Origin of the sequence: Streptomyces sp. WM6386 (genome assembly GCF_000972385.1) — a bacterium.
Lineage (GTDB): Bacteria > Actinomycetota > Actinomycetes > Streptomycetales > Streptomycetaceae > Streptomyces.
In genome coordinates, this window is record NZ_JXTE01000022.1 from 1 (window position 1) to 17,673 (window position 17,673).

Annotated in this window: 19 protein-coding genes and 1 tRNA gene; 13 read left to right on the forward strand and 7 right to left on the reverse strand. The window is 71.6% G+C overall.

The features are described from left to right. On the forward strand, nt 1-340 hold a 340-nt coding region (locus tag TN53_RS48340; RefSeq protein WP_046259118.1), incomplete at its 5' end, for a peptidoglycan-binding domain-containing protein. A 220-nt stretch (nt 341-560) separates the two neighbouring features. On the opposite strand, the gene TN53_RS15810 is transcribed toward TN53_RS48340, so the two are convergent. Beyond that, nucleotides 561-1,229: an HAD-IA family hydrolase gene (locus tag TN53_RS15810; protein WP_046259206.1), complete on the reverse strand. Its 669-nt coding sequence runs from the start codon at nt 1,227-1,229 to the stop codon at nt 561-563. A 163-nt stretch (nt 1,230-1,392) separates the two neighbouring features. Next, a complete protein-coding gene (locus tag TN53_RS15815) occupies nt 1,393-1,974 on the reverse strand; it encodes a TMEM165/GDT1 family protein (RefSeq protein ID WP_046259119.1) in 582 nt (193 codons plus the stop codon). A 346-nt stretch (nt 1,975-2,320) separates the two neighbouring features. Between TN53_RS15815 and TN53_RS15820 the strand changes: the two genes are divergently transcribed. From TN53_RS15820 to TN53_RS15840, 5 genes are all read left to right on the forward strand, one after another. Next, on the forward strand, nt 2,321-2,965 hold the full coding sequence (locus tag TN53_RS15820) for an HNH endonuclease family protein (protein WP_046259120.1): 645 nt from the start codon (nt 2,321-2,323) through the stop codon (nt 2,963-2,965). A 70-nt stretch (nt 2,966-3,035) separates the two neighbouring features. Further along, complete coding sequence (locus TN53_RS15825; RefSeq protein WP_046259121.1) at nt 3,036-4,676, forward strand: alkaline phosphatase D family protein; 1,641 nt, start codon at nt 3,036-3,038, stop codon at nt 4,674-4,676. 110 nt (nt 4,677-4,786) lie between these two features. Beyond that, a complete protein-coding gene (locus tag TN53_RS15830) occupies nt 4,787-6,676 on the forward strand; it encodes an FAD/NAD(P)-binding protein (RefSeq protein WP_046259122.1) in 1,890 nt (629 codons plus the stop codon). 85 nt (nt 6,677-6,761) lie between these two features. Next, nucleotides 6,762-7,214 (forward strand): DoxX family protein, encoded by a 453-nt coding sequence (locus tag TN53_RS15835; RefSeq protein WP_046259123.1) that lies wholly within the window; start codon nt 6,762-6,764, stop codon nt 7,212-7,214. A 184-nt stretch (nt 7,215-7,398) separates the two neighbouring features. Then, nucleotides 7,399-8,001 carry a VTT domain-containing protein gene (locus TN53_RS15840; RefSeq protein WP_199924586.1) on the forward strand — a complete coding sequence of 201 codons (603 nt, stop codon included), beginning with the start codon at nt 7,399-7,401 and terminating at the stop codon, nt 7,999-8,001. A 139-nt stretch (nt 8,002-8,140) separates the two neighbouring features. On the opposite strand, the gene TN53_RS15845 is transcribed toward TN53_RS15840, so the two are convergent. Then, nucleotides 8,141-8,371 carry a DUF2277 domain-containing protein gene (locus tag TN53_RS15845; protein ID WP_046259124.1) on the reverse strand — a complete coding sequence of 77 codons (231 nt, stop codon included), beginning with the start codon at nt 8,369-8,371 and terminating at the stop codon, nt 8,141-8,143. A gap of 59 nt (nt 8,372-8,430) precedes the next feature. Here TN53_RS15845 and TN53_RS15850 point away from each other — a divergent pair, with 59 nt between their 5' ends. Further along, a complete protein-coding gene (locus tag TN53_RS15850) occupies nt 8,431-9,255 on the forward strand; it encodes an MBL fold metallo-hydrolase (RefSeq protein ID WP_095046515.1) in 825 nt (274 codons plus the stop codon). Continuing rightward, on the forward strand, nt 9,255-10,160 hold the full coding sequence (locus tag TN53_RS15855) for a ketopantoate reductase family protein (protein WP_046259125.1): 906 nt from the start codon (nt 9,255-9,257) through the stop codon (nt 10,158-10,160). Before TN53_RS15850 ends, TN53_RS15855 begins: the two co-directional genes overlap by 1 nt. Before the next feature lie 120 nt (nt 10,161-10,280). Here TN53_RS15855 and TN53_RS15860 read toward each other — a convergent pair whose 3' ends face one another. Then, entirely contained in the window at nt 10,281-10,472 is a 192-nt protein-coding gene (locus TN53_RS15860; protein WP_199924582.1) for a hypothetical protein, read from the reverse strand. Between the two features lie 117 nt (nt 10,473-10,589). On the opposite strand from TN53_RS15860, the gene TN53_RS15865 reads away from it, so the two are divergent. Next, nucleotides 10,590-10,919, forward strand: a complete 330-nt coding sequence (locus TN53_RS15865) for a hypothetical protein (RefSeq protein WP_046259127.1) — start codon at nt 10,590-10,592, stop codon at nt 10,917-10,919. Nucleotides 10,920-10,967: 48 nt separating this feature from the next. On the opposite strand, the gene TN53_RS15870 is transcribed toward TN53_RS15865, so the two are convergent. Beyond that, nucleotides 10,968-11,039: transfer RNA gene (locus TN53_RS15870), tRNA-Val, on the reverse strand. A gap of 207 nt (nt 11,040-11,246) precedes the next feature. Here TN53_RS15870 and TN53_RS15875 point away from each other — a divergent pair. From TN53_RS15875 to TN53_RS15890, 4 genes are all read left to right on the forward strand, one after another. Continuing rightward, complete coding sequence (locus TN53_RS15875) at nt 11,247-12,014, forward strand: DUF4097 family beta strand repeat-containing protein (protein WP_046259128.1); 768 nt, start codon at nt 11,247-11,249, stop codon at nt 12,012-12,014. 74 nt (nt 12,015-12,088) lie between these two features. Then, the gene (locus TN53_RS15880) at nt 12,089-13,459 is read left to right on the forward strand and encodes a hypothetical protein (protein WP_046259129.1); all 1,371 of its coding nucleotides are present in this window, start codon (nt 12,089-12,091) and stop codon (nt 13,457-13,459) included. 41 nt (nt 13,460-13,500) lie between these two features. Further along, complete coding sequence (locus TN53_RS15885; RefSeq protein ID WP_046259209.1) at nt 13,501-13,722, forward strand: FmdB family zinc ribbon protein; 222 nt, start codon at nt 13,501-13,503, stop codon at nt 13,720-13,722. A gap of 51 nt (nt 13,723-13,773) precedes the next feature. Next, entirely contained in the window at nt 13,774-14,403 is a 630-nt protein-coding gene (locus TN53_RS15890; RefSeq protein WP_046259130.1) for a DedA family protein, read from the forward strand. Here TN53_RS15890 and TN53_RS15895 read toward each other — a convergent pair. Both TN53_RS15895 and TN53_RS15900 read right to left on the reverse strand, forming a co-directional pair. Beyond that, a complete protein-coding gene (locus tag TN53_RS15895; protein WP_046259131.1) occupies nt 14,378-15,190 on the reverse strand; it encodes a hypothetical protein in 813 nt (270 codons plus the stop codon). The genes TN53_RS15890 and TN53_RS15895 overlap by 26 nt on opposite strands. After that, nucleotides 15,190-17,673 (reverse strand): phosphoribosyltransferase, encoded by a 2,484-nt coding sequence (locus TN53_RS15900; protein ID WP_046259132.1) that lies wholly within the window; start codon nt 17,671-17,673, stop codon nt 15,190-15,192. The genes TN53_RS15895 and TN53_RS15900 overlap by 1 nt, the downstream gene beginning before the upstream one ends.

The following is a 17,673-nucleotide window of genomic DNA, read 5'->3' on the forward strand; positions in this document are numbered from 1 at the left end:
CTACCCCTGCCACTCCCCGTCCCCGTCCCGCTCGACGGACCCCACGGCCTCCCCGACCACCTCCGCCACCGCCTCGGACACGGCCGACGACTCCTCCGACGCCCGCGAGAGCACACCCCCGGTCCTGCGCCGCGGCTCCGAGGGCGACGAGGTCAGCGAACTGGAACTCCGCCTGACCCAGCTCGGCCTCTACACCCGCAAGGCGAGCGGCCACTACAACGAGGGCGTCGAGGACGCGGTGAGCCGGTACCAGTGGGCGCGGGGGATCCAGACGGCCGAGTACGGGGTGTACGACCTCGCGACACGAGAGCGACTGGAGTCGGAGACCCAGGAGCCGTGAGCACCTGACGGCGAGTGGGTGGGATGCCTGCGGCGGCCCGTTGCACCTCAGCCCGTCTGGGGGTACCCCCTCTGGGGGAGGACGAGGCCCTTCGGGCCGATGGGGGTCCAGGGGGCGGAGCCCCCTGGGAGCGGGGTCGAAGGGGCGGCAGCCCCTGGGGATGGGAATGGGTAAGGGCGGCGGGGGCGAAGAAGGGCCCCGGGTCGGCCCAGGCGCAGACCTAGCGGACGTACAGCCGTATCGACCCGTCCGCCGTGCCCTCCACACGGACCTGGGTCAGATCACGGACGACCACATCCGGATCGTAGAAGTCGGCCCGCGACCCGACCCCGACCACCCGCATCCCAGCAGCGCGCCCCGCAGCGATCCCCGCCCCGGAGTCCTCGAAGACGACGCAGTCCTCCGGCGCCAGCCCCAACTCCGCGGCCCCCTTCAGAAAACCCTCCGGATCCGGCTTGCTCGCGCCCACGGACTCGGCGGTGATCCGGATGTCCGGCAGCCGCAGACCGGCCGCAGCCATCCGCGCCGTGGAGAGGGCGCCATCCGCCGAAGTCATCAGCGCATGCGGCACACCGTGCAAGGACGCCAGAAACTCCGACGCCCCCGGTATCTCCACCACGCCCTCCATGTCCGCCGTCTCCTCGGCAAGCATCAGCGCATTGTCCGCGTGGTTCTGCTCCATCGGCCGATCCGGCAGCAGCAACGCCATCGACGCGTACCCCTGCCGCCCATGGACGACCTTCATGACCTCGTCGCCGTCCAGTCCGTGCCGCGACGCCCACCGCCGCCAGCAGCGCTCGACGACGACATCGGAGTTCACAAGGGTGCCGTCCATGTCGAGCAGGAGGGCGCGGGCGGTCAGCACGGTGGGCACGGCGGTGGCCGTCATCGGCAGCTCCAAGGCGCGAGGACCGGGGGTGACCCGGAGGGACAAGGCGGCCCCCACCCGCCGGTCAGGGAAAACGAGCGGGGAGCCACTTTGTTTCTCTACGGTACAAAACAAGGCCCGCTGTGCGCCAGCGCATCCCGAAACTGTTCACCCGCCGTTCAGCTCACCCACTGACCGCCTCCCACAGACTCCACAGCCCGAGCCCCAGCATCAGCAGCGCCGCCACCTTCGTGATCAACCGCAACGGCACCCGCTTCATCAGCGCCTTTCCACCGACGATGCCCAACCCGGCCACCGCCCAGAGCGCGAGCACCGCACCGAGACCGACGGAGAGCGGATCGTCGTAGCGGGCGGCCAGATTCGCCGTCATGATCTGCGTCAGGTCGCCGAACTCCGCGACCAGGATCAACATGAAGCCGGCGCCCGCGACCTTCCAGAAGGACTGGTTCTCCGGGCGCCGAATCTCGTCCTCGTCCTCGTCCTTCTTCATCAGAAGCACCGCGGCACCGCCCAGGAAGAGGACGCCTGTGATCGCGTGCACGATCTGCTGCGGCAGGAGGGTGAGCACACTGCCCGCCGCCACAGCCAGCGCCACATGGAGGGCGAAGGCCGCCGCCACGCCCGCGAAGACGTACGACGCGCGATAGCGGGTGCCCAGGACCAGACCCGCCAGCGCGGTCTTGTCCGGCAACTCTGCGAGGAAGACGACGCCGAACACGACGGCCGTAACGGTGAAGCTGATCAAGGTTCCTCAATCGGTCGGGGCTGCCCCACCGAGAGTGTTACTGCGACACGACACCTCGGCACGGCAGCACACAGTCAGTGCACCACTGGCCGAAGGTCTCGCCGGCCGGTCACGGATGACCTGCCTCCGGGCGCCGGCTCAGACGAGCTGAGCAGTATGTCGACGGTCCGGCGAAGAGCTACTCCCCTTCAACGCCGCCCATCATACGAGATCGTTTCGCCATAAACCTTGTCGTGTCATGTACGCGTCACTAACTTCTAACCCAACGCACACCTCCCCGCAACGCGGAGCCGCGAGAGTTCCCTCGCTCGCGCTCCAACACCCCCACCCCCCAAAGGGAGTTCGCATGGCGAAGTTCTACGCGCGTCGACGGCTCAGCATACTCGCCGCGCTCACCGGTCTCATAGCCTCGGTCGGGCTCTTCAACGGTCCGACCGCCTCCGCCGCGCTGCCCACCCCGATCAGCGGCGCCACCGCCCGCACCTACCTCGCCTCGCTCACCGTGAAGACCGAGAACCGCACGGGCTACGACCGCGACCTCTTCCCCACCTGGATCACGATCAGCGGCACGTGCAACACGCGTGAGACCATCCTCAAGCGGGACGGTACGAACGTCGTCACCGACTCCGCCTGCGCCTCCACCAGCGGCAGCTGGTACTCCCCGTACGACGGCGCCACCTGGACCGCCGCCTCCGACCTCGACATCGACCACCTGGTCCCGCTCGCCGAGGCCTGGGACTCCGGGGCCAGCGCCTGGACCACCGCCCAGCGCCAGGGCTTCGCCAACGACGTCACCCGGCCTCAGCTCATCGCCGTCACGGACAACGTGAACCAGTCCAAGAGCGACCAGGACCCGGCCGAGTGGATGCCGTCGGTCACCTCGTACCGCTGCACCTACGTCCGCGCCTGGGTCCAGGTGAAGTACTACTACAACCTGTCCGTGGACTCCGCGGAGAAGAGCGCGCTCACCAGCTACCTCGCCAGCTGCTGACGATTCAGTAACGGAACCTCCCCCCAGGCCACCGTCGTTCCGTACCGTACGGGGCGACGGAGGAGGACACGTGGCCGAACTGCGGCTGGGACCGCTGCTCAGGTACGTAGACGGCTCGTCCGCGACCGTATGGGTCGAGGCGAGCCGTCCGTGCGCCGCCGAGGTGCGCTGCGCGGGCGGGGCGGGCGGTGAGACCCAGACCTTTCAGGTCTCAGGTCATCACTACGCACTGGTTCCGGTCACCGGTCTGACGCCGGGGACCTCGTCGTCGTACGAGGTCCTGCTCGACGGAGTACGCGTGTGGCCGTTGCCCGCCTCCCCGTTCCCGGACTCCGTCATCCGCACGCCGGCCGACGACACCGTCCGCGTCGCCTTCGGGTCCTGCCGCTGGGCCGCTCCGCCCCACGGCGAGCCGGACCCCGTCGGCCAGGACGCCCTGGACACCCTGGCGGCCCGGATCGCGACCGACCCGGACCATGAACGGCCCGACGTGCTGCTGCTGTTGGGCGATCAGGTCTACGCCGACGAGACCTCCCCCGCGACCCGCCGCTGGCTCGCCGCACGCCGGGATCTGAGCGATCCGCCGGGCAGCGAGGTCGCGGACTACGAGGAGTACACCCACCTCTACTACGAGTCCTGGCTCGATCCCGAGATCCGCTGGTTGCTGTCCACCGTGCCCAGTTGCATGATCTTCGACGACCACGACGTGATCGATGACTGGAACACCTCCGCCGCCTGGGTGGAGGACATGCGGGCCACCCCGTGGTGGCGGGAGCGGGTGCTGAGCGGGCTGATGTCGTACTGGGTGCATCAGCACCTCGGGAACCTGTCCCCGGCGGAGCTCGACTCCGACCCGCTCTACGCCGCCATACGCGAAACGCCGGACGGTACCGACGAGTTGCGTGCCTTCGCCTGCAGGGCCGACGTCGATCCGGCCTCCGTGCGCTGGAGTTACCGGCGGGACTTCGGGCGCGTGCGGCTCGTGATGGTCGACAGCCGGGCGGCGCGGGTCCTCGACGAGGAGAACCGGTCGATGCTCGACCCCGGTACGGCGCGCTGGGTGCGTGAGCAGGTGCTGGACGGGCCGGGGTCCTACGACCACCTCCTGATCGGGACCTCGCTGCCCTGGCTGCTGCCGCATCTGGTGCACGACGCCGAGGCGTGGAACGCGGCACTGTGCCGGGGTGAACGCGGGGCGCGCTGGGCGCGGTTCGGGGAGGATCTGCGGCGGCGGGCGGACCTGGAGCACTGGGCGGCGTTCCCGGCGTCCTTCGAGGCGCTGGTGGAGCTCATCGCGGAGGCGGGGTCGGGCCCTGACGCGCCGGCGACGGTGTGCGTGCTGTCGGGCGACGTCCATCACGCCTACATCGCCGAGCCGAGGTGGCCGGAGGGGAGCGGGCCCGATGCGCGGGTGCTGCAGCTGACCTGCTCCCCCGTCCACAACTCCATCCCGCTGTCGATACGCCTCGGCTTCCGCTTCGGGTGGAGCGCGGTGGGCCGCTTTCTCGGGCGCCGGTTCGCCGGACACGGCGCCTGTCCCCAGCCGTCGGTGGACTGGCGGCGCACGGGCGGCCCCTGGTTCGGCAACCAGCTCATGACGCTGACCATGCGCGGGCGTTCGGCAGAACTGCGGCTGGAGCAGGCGCGAGCCGTGCGGGGCGGAAAGGCGCGGCTGGCCGTGGTGTCGGAGTCGGTGCTGAGCGAGAAGTGACCGGGCTGCGCACGAGTGAGCCTTGTGCGGCAGGCATGATGAGGCGGACCGTCCGCTTCCAGTGAGGCGGTCTGCTGCCAAGCGCCCCCACACGCCCGGGAGTCCCCGTTTTGTCCGCACCGACCACGGCCTGCGTGCCCGTCTCCGTCGCCGTGGTCGGCGCCGGGCCGCGCGGGACCAGCGTCCTGGAACGCCTCTGTGCCTCCGCGCCGGAACTGCTCCCGCCAGGCGCCCGGCTCACCGTCCACGTGGTCGACCCGGCACCGCCCGGCGCCGGCCGCGTCTGGCGCACCGCACAGCCGGCGGATCTGCTGATGAACACCGTGGCCTGTCAGGTGACCCTGTTCACCGACGAGAGCGTCGACTGCTCCGGCCCCGTCCGAGCCGGCCCCAGCCTGCACGAGTGGGCGGCCGGCGAGCTGGGCCCGGACGAGTATCCGACCCGCGCCCACTACGGCCGGTATCTGGAGTGGGTGTTCGCCCGTACGGTGCGCGAGGCACCGCCCGGCGTCCGGATACGGACGCACACGGCCCGTGCGCTACGGCTCGACGACGCCCCCGACGGCCGCCAGGTCCTCGCCCTCGACGACGGCCGTGAACTGACCGGCCTGTCCGCCGTCGTCCTCGCCCAGGGCCATCTGCCGACCGTCCCCGACGCGGCGCAGCGGGCTGTCTCGTCGTACGCCGAGACCCACGGCCTGCTCCACATCCCGCCCGCCAACCCGGCCGACGTCGACCTCTCCCCCGTCTCCCCGGGCGAACCGGTGCTGTTGCGCGGTCTCGGCCTCAACTTCTTCGATCACACGGCCCTGTTGACGACCGGCCGCGGCGGCCGTTTCGTGCGCGATCGGGGCGGGCTGCGGTATGTCCCCTCCGGCCGTGAGCCCCGTCTGTACGCCGGGTCCCGGCGCGGTGTCCCCTACCAGGCCCGCGGTGACAACGCGAAGGGGCCGTACGGCCGTCACACCCCGCTCGTCCTGACACCGGAGGTCATCGCGGGCTTCCGCAAGCGCGCCGACTCAGGTGAGGCGCCCGACTTCCTCGCCGAGATATGGCCGTTGGTGGCGAAGGAGGTGGAGACGGTCTACTACGCGGCGCTCACAGGGCGACCGGACCTCGCCGACCGCTTCCTCGCCGTCCCCCACCGCGACCCCCAAGAGGCGCTGGTCCTCGACGAGTTCGGCGTCCCGGACGCCGACCGCTGGAGCTGGGACCGGATCGCCCGCCCGTACACGGGGCACGGTTTCACCCACCCCGGCCGGTGGCGCGAGTGGCTGCTGGCGCATCTGCGCGAGGACGCCGCTCAGGCCGCCCTCGGCAACGCGGACGGCCCGCTCAAGGCAGCCCTCGACGTGCTGCGCGACCTGCGCAACGAACTCCGGCTGACCGTCGACCACGGCGGCATCGCCGGCGCCTCCCGCCGGGACCATCTGGACCGCTGGTACACCCCGCTCAACGCCTTCCTGTCCATCGGCCCGCCCCGGCGCCGGATCGAGGAGCTGGTGGCGCTGATGGAGGCGGGTGTGGTGGAGGTGCTCGGGCCGCGCCTGGAGGTCCGGGCCGAGGACGGGGCCTGGGTGGCGCACTCGCCCGACGTCCACGGGTCCGGCGTACGCGTGACGACGCTCATAGAGGCACGGCTTCCGGAACCGGATCTGCGGCGCACGGCCGACGGGCTGCTCGCCCGGCTGCTGAGGACCGGACAGTGCCGGCCGCACTCGGTCGACGGTTACGAGACCGGCGGACTGGACGTGACACCGCGGCCATATCGCCTGATTGACCGTCAAGGGCACGTGCACACAAGGCGGTTCGCGTTCGGGGTGCCGACGGAGGGGGTGCACTGGGTGACCGCGGCGGGTGCACGTCCGGGTGTGGATTCGGTCACGCTTTCGGACGCCGACGCGGTGGCGAGAGCGGCTCTACGTGCGACTACAGCAGGAACGGAACCTCAAACGGAAGCAAAGCCGTGGCCAAATGTTGAACTTGCAAGCATTGATTAGTCCGACCTAACGTGGGGTGCTCGCTCGGTTCCGTCCCCCACCGGTCCGCCCCAGGGACCGGCCCGACCGTAGGAGTACCCCCCACATGACCGGACGCCTCAACAGCGCCCAGCCGTACGTCCTCGGCCTGTTCCGCATCGTCGTCGGACTGCTCTTCACCAGCCACGGCGCCGTCGCGCTCTTCGGCGTGCTCGGCGGCGCGGACGGCAAGGGCGGCACCGTCGAGCTGGGCACCTGGCCCGGCTGGTACGCGGCCGCGATCGAGCTCGTCGGCGGCTCCCTCGTCCTGATCGGCCTGGGCACCCGCTTCGCCGCGCTCATCGCCTCGGGCGCGATGGCCTACGCCTACTTCAAGGTGCACCAGCCGAACGCCCTGTGGCCGATCGAGAACAGCGGTGAGGGCGCGGCGATGTTCTGCTGGGCCTTCCTGCTGCTGGTCTTCACCGGCTCCGGCGCCTTCGGGCTCGACCGGCTGTTCCAGAAGCGCTCGACCGCCGCCGAGCGGCGGACCTCGGACCAGGCACCCGTGGCCGCCTGAGCCACACCCGCACCCGACGGCGCCCGTCCCCGCGTGGGGGCGGGCGCCGGGACGTGTCGGCCGGGTGAACATGCTGTGCCGAACACACGCGCCCCCCATGAATCTCCTGTCACACCCCGGGCGTACGCTGTAGGGCTGTTACGGGGGAAAACGGGGAGTGACGGTGTTCGAGAGTCTCGGGAGTATGGGCGTGCTGACCGGCAGCCCAGGAATCATCTACGCGATGGTGGCCGCGTCAGTGCTGCTGGACGTGTTCCTGCCGGTCCTGCCGAGCGGCGTCCTGGTCATCACGGCCGCCACGGCCGCCGCGGCGGGCACCGGAGCGGCGACCGGCAAGGTCCCCGGCGAGGTTCCCGACCTCCTGCTGCTCACCCTGATCGCCGCGACGGCCTCGGTACTGGGCGATCTGGTCGCGTACCGGCTGGCCTGGCGCGGCGGTGCCCGCCTGGACCGGGCCATCGCCCGCTCCCGCCGCCTCACCTCGGCGCAGGAACGTCTCGGCTCCGCCCTCGCCCGCGGCGGCGGCCCCCTGGTCGTCCTCGCCCGCTTCGCCCCGGCCGGCCGCTCGGTCGTCTCCTTCGTCGCGGGCGCCGCCCACCGCCGAGTCCGGGAGTTCCTCCCCTGGTCCGCCCTCGCGGGCCTGGCCTGGGCGGCGTACAGCGTCGCCCTCGGCTACTACGGCGCCCAGTGGCTGGGCACGACATGGCTGGCAACGGGCGTCTCCGTACTGGCCCTGTTCGCCGCAGGGGCCGGAGCGGCATTCGTGATGCGCCGCCAGCCGGCATAGCGCAGCGCCCCCGCCGACTCATGGCGTGAGGGATTGGCAGATATGTCCCATGTCGGCCGTCAGTGACCTGCGGTTTTGCCAGCGGGCGCGGGACGGATCTGCCAATCGCCGAACCCGGCCCGATCCTCCCGGCGCTCCGCTAACCGGCGCGTTGTGCGGGGGTGCCTCGGATCTCCAGGTCGGACAGTAGCTCGGCGGTGGCCTCGGCCACCGCGGCTACCGCCCGTTCGAAGACCTCCTTGTTGTGTGCGGCCGGTGCCCGGAAGCCGGACACCTTTCGTACGTACTGGAGGGCGGCGGCGCGGATCTCGTCCTCCGTCGCCTCCTCGGGCAACGCGGGCGGGCGAAGGGTCTTGATGCTGCGGCACATACCCCCAGTCTCGCCCCGGCCGGGGAATAGTGCCGGGCGTCCGCGGAATTGTGTGGAGCATGACGACAGTGGAGATCTCTTACGTCGGCGGCCCGACCGCCGTTCTGTCTCTCGGGGGCCTGCGTCTCCTCACCGACCCGACCTTCGACGCGCCCGGCGAGTACCCCATCGGCTCCCGCGCGCTGGTGAAGACGACGGGCCCGGCGCTCGCGGCGGCTGACCTCGGCGCGGTGGACGCCGTGCTGCTCTCCCACGACCAGCACCCCGACAACCTGGACAGCGCGGGCCGCGCCTACCTCGCCGGTGTCCCCCTCGTCCTGTCGACCGCCTCCGCCCAGGACCGCCTGGGCGCCCCCGTCCGCGCCCTGCCCGTCTGGGAGAGCGTCGAGCTCGGCGGCGTACGCGTCACCGCCGTCCCCGCCCTGCACGGACCCGAGGGCTCCGAGCCCGTCGTCGGCGAGGTCACCGGCTTCGTGCTGTCCGGGGAGGGCCTGCCCAAGGTGTACGTCAGCGGCGACAACGCCTCTCTCGACCGGGTCCGGGAGATCGCCGACCGTGAGGGCCCCTTCGACGTGGCCCTGCTGTTCACGGGCGCGGCACGCACTCCCCTCGTACCGGACGCGACGCTGACCCTGACCAGCGGGCAGGCGGCCGAGGCGGCGACGATCCTGGGCGCCCGGCATGTCGTACCGCTGCACTTCGAGCACTGGGGTCACTTCACCCAGGACGGACCGACGCTGACGAAGGCCTTCGCGGAGGCCGGACTGACGGAGCGGCTGCACCTGCTGGCGCCCGGGGAGTCCGTACGACTCCGGGCGTCTGCGATGATCCGTTCCGAGGCGGCCACCACTCAAGGGGCCGACCGACGAAGGGACTTCGTGTGATGACGCACGACGAGAAACTGACCGTGGCCGTGCTGGGCCCGGGCGGCATCGGCGGCCTGCTCGCCGCATTGCTGTCGCGGGCCGGGCACCGGGTGATCTGCCTGGCCGGGGACGAGACGGCCGCGACCCTGCGGGCGTCCGGGATCCGGGTCCGCAGCGGTCTGTTCGGGGACTTCACGGCCGAGGTGGAGGCGGACACCGAGCTGCGGGCGCCGGTGGACGTCTGCCTGGTGGCGGTGAAGCACACGGCACTCGAGGCCGCCCTGGACCGCGTCCCGGCCGCCGCGCTGGGCGATGCCCTCCTGGTGCCGTTCCTGAACGGTGTGGAGCATCCGGCGACGCTGCGGGCCCGCTATCGCGAGGACGTGGTGGCCCCGGCGGCGATCCGCGCGGAGTCGACGCGGGTGGCACCGGGGGAGATCGTGCACGGCAGCCCGGTCGCGGAGATCGACCTGACCGGCGACGGGGTGGCGAAGGAGCGCCTGGAGGCGTTGGCGGACGCGCTGGACTCCGCCGGTCCGACCACCCGCGTGCTGCCGGACGAGACGGCGGCGCTGTGGGCCAAGATGACGTTCCTGGCCCCCCTCGCCCTCCTCACCACGCGGTACGACCTCCCCCTGGGCGACGTACGCACCCGCCACCGCGAGGAGCTGACGGCACTGGCCGAGGAGACGGCCGCGGTGAGCCGCGCGTCGGGCGCCCCGACGGACCCGGCCCAGTCCCTGGCCCGCTACCACGCGTTCCCCCCGCAGACCAAGTCCTCCATGCAACGCGACGCCGAGGCGGGCCGCCCCCTCGAACTGGACGCGATCGGCGGCGCGTTGCTCCGCGCGGCGGAGCGACACGGGGTACCGGTGCCGGTGGCGACGCGCCTGGTACGGGAGCTGAGGGACGCCGGTCACTGAGACGGTCGACGGCGGCGGTCAGGCCCTCACCCTCCGCCTGGTGGGCCTAGGGCCCTTCTGACGGATCACCGCGGCGTCGCGACGCCCGGCACGCACGCTCGCCGCACGGGGTGGAGGGCCCTAGTCGTCGCCCCCACCGGACGACGAGCCGCCGCCCCTCCTCTTCCCCGAGCTCTGCAGCGCCTTGCCCAGACCGATCGTCACGGCCGCCACGGCGCGGACCCAGGTCGGTCCGCCGCGCTCCGCCCACACCACGCACACACATCCGAAGACGGCGAGCGCCAGAATGCCCACCAGCACCAGAACGGTCATGTCCCCCACCCCTGCGTTCGTACGGTTCCGGTGATCTTCTCAGATCCCCTTCACCCGAACACATGAACTACCCCAAGAAACTCGCACCCCTAAATCGAACAGGCGTAGCATTGCGCCGTGGCTACGACCTATGACTTTCCGAGTGACCTCCTCGCCGGTCAGGAGGAGCTGCATCAGGTCCGGGCCGAGCTGTCGGCCCTGCTCAAGCGGCTGCCCTGGTCGGTCGAGCCCCTGGACGGCTTCAGCGACACCGCGGGCTGGCGCAAGGTGGAACGCCCCGCCTCCCCCGGCTGGACGCCCGACGAACAGGCCGAGGTCGAAAAGCTCCGACAGCGCGAACACGAACTCGCCGTCTTCATCACCGGCCACCGCTTCTGGGCGGAGGTCGTCGGCGGGGAGCGCGTGGATGCCCGCATGAGGCTGAAGCACGCGCAGGAGGACAGCTGAGAAACGAAGAAGACCCCGGCCGTGATCGGCCGGGGTCTTCTTTCCGTGTGGGCGCGGACGGTTTCGAACCGCCGACATCCTGCTTGTAAGGCAGGCGCTCTACCCCTGAGCTACGCACCCGGGTCCCGAACAGCCGCGCTCAGGACGAGTCGACAGACTACCTTGCCCGGGGCCGTGTCCTGCAAACGCGTATCGCAGGGAGCCGGATCTCAGGGTCGACCCGGGGGTTTTCCCCACCCCGGATCCGGGAGCGTCCCGGATCCCGCGGCGGCGCCCCGCTCCGTACGGTCGAAGAGCCTCATCATTCTGGCTCAGGGGGAGATCCCAATGGCACGTACCGCCACCGCTCGCATGGTCCTCGCCGTCGGCGCCGTCGCTCTCATCGCGGGCGTCAGCGCCTGCGGTGCCTCCGCCGGGGACGACAAGGATCCGGATCAGCGGTCGTTCGCGCTGGAGGGGAAGACGCTGACCATCGACTCCGACGACTCGGCGCTGGAGATCGTCGCCGCCGACGACAACAAGGCGGGCCGGATCGAGGTCACCCGCTGGTTCCAGGGCACGGTCGCCCTCGGCAAGGACCCGAAGGTCACCTGGTCGATGACGGACGACACGCTGAAGCTGCGGATGAAGTGCACCGGCGTGGTCGCCGACTGCGCGGCCAAGCACCGCATCGAGGTCCCGCGCGGTGTCTCCGTGAAGGTCGAGGACGGGGACGGGAGCGTGCGCGCCAGGGGATTCGAGGACGCGCTGAGCATTCGTACGGGAGATGGATCGGTGCATGTCACCGACTCCAGCGGGCCGCTCGACCTGAAGACCGGCGACGGCTCCGTGCGCGCCGACGTCACTTCGCGCGAGGTGCGCTCCCAGACCGGCGACGGCTCGGTCCACCTCGAACTGGGCGCCGTCCCGGACCGCGTGGAGTCCAGGAGCGGCGACGGCTCCGTGACCATCGACGTCCCCGAGGCCACGTACAAGGTGACGACCCAGACCGGCGACGGCGGGGTCGACGTGTCCGTGCCGCGGGCCGACTCCAGCTCGCACGTCATCACCGCTCGCACCGGCGACGGCAAAGTCACGGTACGGACCGCGAACTAACGGGCCCGTGTGTTCGTCCTTAACCGGTGGGAGAATGACACCGGGCCAGGACGGACACAGCACGGGAGAGGGATGTGACGGCGACACCAGCGCAGCCGTACTCGCCGTCGAAGCCGCGCGCACATCATGCGCTGCGCGACACGCTCACTCTCATCGCTCTGCCACTGGTCGCCGCCCTCGCGCTGCCGGCCGCGTTCGCCGGCGGCGGCACCCGGCGCTGGTTCGGGGGGCGCTCCGAGAGCCAGCGGGCCGAGGCGCAGGCCGCGAAGGACGCCGCCGCGGCCGCGTTCTACGAGCTCGACACCGCCCAGCGCGATCTGCGGATCTCGATAGAGACGATCACCGCGGTCGACGACTCCCCCGCCGCCCGGCGCGCGGTCGCCGACTTCGAGGCGATCAGCAGGCGGATCGACGAGGCCAGCCACCAGTACATCGAGGCCGTCGACGCGCACGACCTGGACCGGGACGACCTGGAGGCATCGGTCGCCGTACACGCGCGCACCGAGCTCACCAGGGCCAAGGACGAGCTCGCGGGCGTGAAGCGGGAGCTGGACCGCTTCGGCGACAGCCTCGGTCCGCTCCTTGGCAAGGCCGAGACCCAACTGGCCCGCCTCGCTCCCGCGGTCGAACGGGCCAGACAGGGACTGCTGGCCGCCTCCAACGCCCTTGACGCCGTACGGCAGTCGGGCCTGAAGGCCGATGACCTCGCCGCCCGGCTCGCCGCCCTCGGCCCCGAGCTGACCAAGCTGAACCAGGGCGCCGGGCAGCACGGCGTGCCGGACACCCTGGAGCGTGCCGAGCGCGTCGCCCGGGAGGCCGAGACGGTCCGGGTCGAGTCCGAGCGGCTGCCCGAGAAAGCCGCCGAGATCGACCACCGGCTCGTCTCCCTGCGCACCCGCGCCCAGGCCCTCACCACCCGCGCGGGCCAGGTCGACCCGGTCCTGAGCGAGCTGCGGCGGCGCTTCACCGCGGCCTGCTGGCAGGACCTCCAGCAGGTCCCGGACCAGGCCGCGGAGAACGTACGCCAGGCCGAGCGCAAGCTCACCGAGGCCCGCGCCGCCCGCGACGAGCAGCGCTGGCCGGACGCGACCGCCCTGCTGTCGACCGTACGGGCCCTGCTGAACAGCACCGACGAATCCGTCTCCGCGGCGGGCGACCGGCTGCGGCGGCTGAACGCCGTGCAGAAGGACCCCCAGCAGGAGATCGACCGGACGCGGTTCGCGATCCGCGACGCGCAGCGGCTGGCCATGACGGGCCGCAACACCCCCGACCCGCGTCACGCACGCCCCCTGGACGACTCCGTGGCCCGGCTGGAGCGGGCGATCGGCACGCTGGAGGGCCGCCACCCCGACTACTGGCACTTCCTCACGGAGACGGAGGCGGTGCGGCAGACGGTGGCGCGGGTGGTGGCGCAGATCCGGGAGGAGCGCGGGGCGGGGCACTGACGCCTCTACAGCCGTGGGCCGCCGCCGGTTAACCTGTGCGCATGCCTCGCTACGAGTACCGCTGCCGGACCTGCGGCGACACCTTCGAACTGAGCCGTCCGATGGCGGAGTCCGCCGCCCCCGCGGACTGCCCGGCCGGCCACGACGACACGGTGAAGCTCCTGTCGACGGTGGCCGTCGGCGGCTCGGCCTCCGCACCGGCCCAGGCCCCCCGCTCCGGTGGCGGTGGCGGCGGTTGCTGCGGCGGGGGCTGCTGCGGCTGACGGACAGCGGCTTCAGGAAACCTTCAGCCGCGGTTTCCTACCGTGGGCGGCATGACAGCCGCACCGCAGTGGATCAACGGACTCATGGACACGCTCGGCGCGCCCGGCGCCGGCTTGGCCATCGCCCTGGAGAACCTCTTCCCTCCGCTGCCGAGCGAGGTCATCCTGCCGCTCGCGGGGTTCGCGGCGAGCACCGGTCAGATGCACCTGTGGGCCGCGCTGCTGTGGACGACCGCCGGTTCGGTGATCGGCGCGCTCGCCCTGTACGGCGTCGGCGCGCTGCTCGGCCGTGACCGGACGGTGGCGATCGCGGCGCGGCTGCCGCTGGTGAAGACCAGCGACATCGAGAAGACCGAGGCCTGGTTCCTGCGGCACGGCACCAAAGCGGTCTTCTTCGGCCGGATGATCCCCATCTTCCGCAGCCTGATCTCGGTCCCGGCCGGCGTCGAGCGCATGCCGCTGCCCGTCTTCCTCGGCCTGACCACGCTGGGCAGCGCGCTGTGGAACACGGTGTTCGTGATGGCGGGCTACACGCTGGGCGCCAACTGGACCCAGGTCACCGACCTGGTGTCCACGTACTCGAAGATCGTCCTCGCGCTCGCCGCCGTGGCAGTCGTGGCCTTCCTGGCCGTACGACTGCTGCGGCGGCCCACGTCTAGCGAGGTGTCCGAGTCGTCCTGAGGAACTCCCGCAGGATCCGCTCCCCCGCCAGCACGCCCCGCTCGGGCAGCGCGCTGAGCGTCGGAGCGGTGAAGTCCTCGTCGGCCAGCTCGCCGTGGCCCGGCCGCCAGCCCTGGTCCGCGGCGAGCAGCAGGTCGGCGTCGAGGAGGGAGTCACCGGCGGCCAGCGTCAGCTCCGCGCCGGTGCGGCGGGCGACCTCGCGCATGGCGGCGCTCTTGGTCAGCGGCTTCGGGACGGCGTAGATCTTGCGGCCCTGGAGCGAGACCGTCCAGCCGCGGTTCTCCGCCCACACCGCGAGCTCCTTCACCCAGTCCTCGGTCAGCAGTTCACGCTCGACGACGAGGTAGGCGAAGAGGTCCTCGGCGACCCGGTGCTTGCGCACCCACACGGGGTCGGCCGTCCGCAGCAGATGCTCGCGCACCTCGTCCAGGGGCGCGCACTCGTCGGCCAGCCGGGCCTGCACGCGCGCGTGCCAGTCGGCGTCCGTCACACCGTCCACCAGCAGATGCCCGCCGTTGGCGCAGATCGCGTACTTCGGGGGCGGGCCCGGCAGGTTGATGCGCTGGTACTGCTTACGGGTCCGCGTGGTCGTCGGCACGAACACCGCCGCGTCGCCGAGTTCGGCCAGCAGTCCGGCGGCCGTCTCCGTCATGTAGGACAGCGGTCTGCTCTCGTGCACCTCGACACAGAGCAGCCGGGGCGCCCGCGCGTCCGGCATGGTCAACGCGAGGGCCGCGGAGGAGTAGATGAGCGTACGGTCGAGGTCGCTCGCCACCAGCACCGGCATCAGACGTTCACCGCCTTGCCGTCGGCGCCCGTCGCGCCCCGCGTGTACTTGGGGTGGATCAACCCCACGCAGGTGTACGGGAGTTCGTCGACCTCTTCCACCGGGACACCTCTCTGTTCGGCCAGCAGGCGTACGTGGTCCAGGTCGGCGCCCGCGCCGGCCCGCGCCAGGATCTTCCACGGCACCCGGCGCAGCAGCACCCGGGTGGTCTCACCGACACCGGGTTTGACGAGGTTCACGTCGTGGATGCCGTACTCCTCGCTGATCCTCTCGACGGCCGCCCAGCCCTCCCAGGTCGGGTCGCGGTCGCTCGACAGCAGCTCCTTGGTCTGGGCGTCCACCGCGTCCACGACCTCCGGGAAGGTGGCGGCGACGGCGTCGAGGAACTCCACCGAGACGTCGGCGCCGGCGAGTTCGCGGTAGAACTTCGCGCCGTGGAAGTCGTTCGGGCCGACGAGGTCCGCGCGCAGCACGGTGCGTGAGATCAGGCCGGACACCGTGGAGTTGAGGCAGGCGGAGGGGATGAGGAAATCCTCGCGGGTGCCGTACGTCTTCACGCACGAGCCCGGGTCGGCCAGTACGGCGATCTCCGGGTCGAAGCCGGTTGCGCCGCCGTTCGCCTCGAACTCCTTGACGGCGTCGGCCAGTTCGCGGGTGATCGCGCCCTTGCCGGTCCAGCCGTCGACGAACACCACGTCGGCCGGGTCGTGGTGGGCGGCCAGCCAGCGCAGCGCGTTGGCGTCGATGCCGCGGCCGCGCACGATCGACACGGCGTAGTGCGGCAGGTCCAGGCCGTGCCGGAACTGGGCCCAGCGGCGCATCAGGACACCGACGGGGGTGCCGGCTCGGGCGAGGGAGACAAGGACCGGGCGGGGCGAGCGCTCCGCGAGGACGATCTCGGTGACCGCGCCGACCGCCTGCGCGAGCCGCGCCGCGGACCCGTCCAGCGCGGTGTGGAAGAGCCGCTGGTACTGCTCGCTCGGCTGGTACTCCACCGGCAGCGACTCCGCGTAGTGCGCGCCGCCGCTCTGGATGGCCTCCTCGCGCTCCTCGGTCGGCGCCTCCAGCGTCACGTCCGAGAGGTCCTGGAGCAGCCAGCCGACGTCTTCCGGGGCGTACGAGGAGAAGGCGGGGCCGCGGAGGGGCTCGGGCAGCATCGGGGGCCTTTCGGGGACGTACAGGGGCTCGGGGGCATAGCTGGGGACGACCGCGAGGAGGACGTGCGGGGTGTGCGCGGTCAGCTGCGCCAACAGGCCGTCGGGGGCGTGCAGCTCCGCTGTGTCGGCGGTGGAGTCGATCACGGCGACGATCGCGTCGAAGTCGGCGCCGGCGATGTTGTAGGCGTAGCGCTCGCCGGGGCCGTCCGCGGGGTTGTCGTGGGACGGGAAAGCGATGCGGGTGCGGATCGCGTAGCCCGGGTCGTCGACGGCCAGGACGGGTGAGCGGGTGGTGGTGGAGTAGCGGACCTCGGCGTCGGTGATCTGCTCCAGCTCGCGGGCGAGGCGGAGGGGGGCGTACATCAGCTCTTCGAAGCCGAGGATGTGGACGCGGCGGGCGTCTTGAGGGAGGGCCTCTGCCAGGCGTGCGGCCATGGCGGGGAGGGCGGCCTCCAGTCGTATTCGGTGTGCGGGGGTGAAGCCGTGGCGACCTCCGTCCGGGAGGCCGTGGGGCCAGTACAGGTCCACCCGCTCGTATGTCGGGTGCGGGCCGGTGGGGGCTTGTCGCGCAGTTCCCCGCGCCGCCAGGTGGGTCATCTCGTGGCTCGCCACAAGAGCCTGCCCCTTCTCCAGCACCCCCTCCGGCAGGCTCACCGTCCCCGACGCCGCTGCCACCAAGTCCACCCTCGCGCCTATCTCCCGCGCGAACTCCTCCAGGCGCCCCGCGTCCGCCGACGAGCGCATGTCCACCAGCGCCACGACCACGTACCGGCCCCTCGGGTACCGGTCGTGCAGGTCCCTGATCGTGTTCAGGACCGTGTTGCCCGTGGAGAACTCGTCGTCGACCAGGACCAGCGGGCCGTTGCCGACCAGCAGGGCCGGGTCCTCCGGGAGCAGCAGGTGCGAGGTCGCGTGGGAGTGGGACTCCTCGAAGCCGCCCGCCGTGGCCACGCCGGGTACCGGGCGGCGGGTGGAGTGGAGGTAGGGGGCGAGGCCGACGCCGTCGGCGACGGAGTGGCCGAGGCCGGTCGCGGTCTCCGCGTAGCCGAGGACGACCGCGCGGGCCGCCTCCTCGGTGCCCAGGAGGTCCCTGACCCGGCGGCCGAGGGCGAAGCCGTGGCCGTACACCACGGACGGTGACTGCGGGACGTGCTTGCCGAGCACGTTGGAGACCAGCAGATGGGCTCGCTTGGGGTTGCGGCGCAGGGCGAGGCCCAGCAGGTCGGTCAGCCTGTCGTCGCCCAGGAGTTCGACCCCGAGCCGCTCGGCGACCCAGGTTCCGGACCAGATCCCGCCAGGCACCTCGTTGTTCACTGCGTTGTTCAT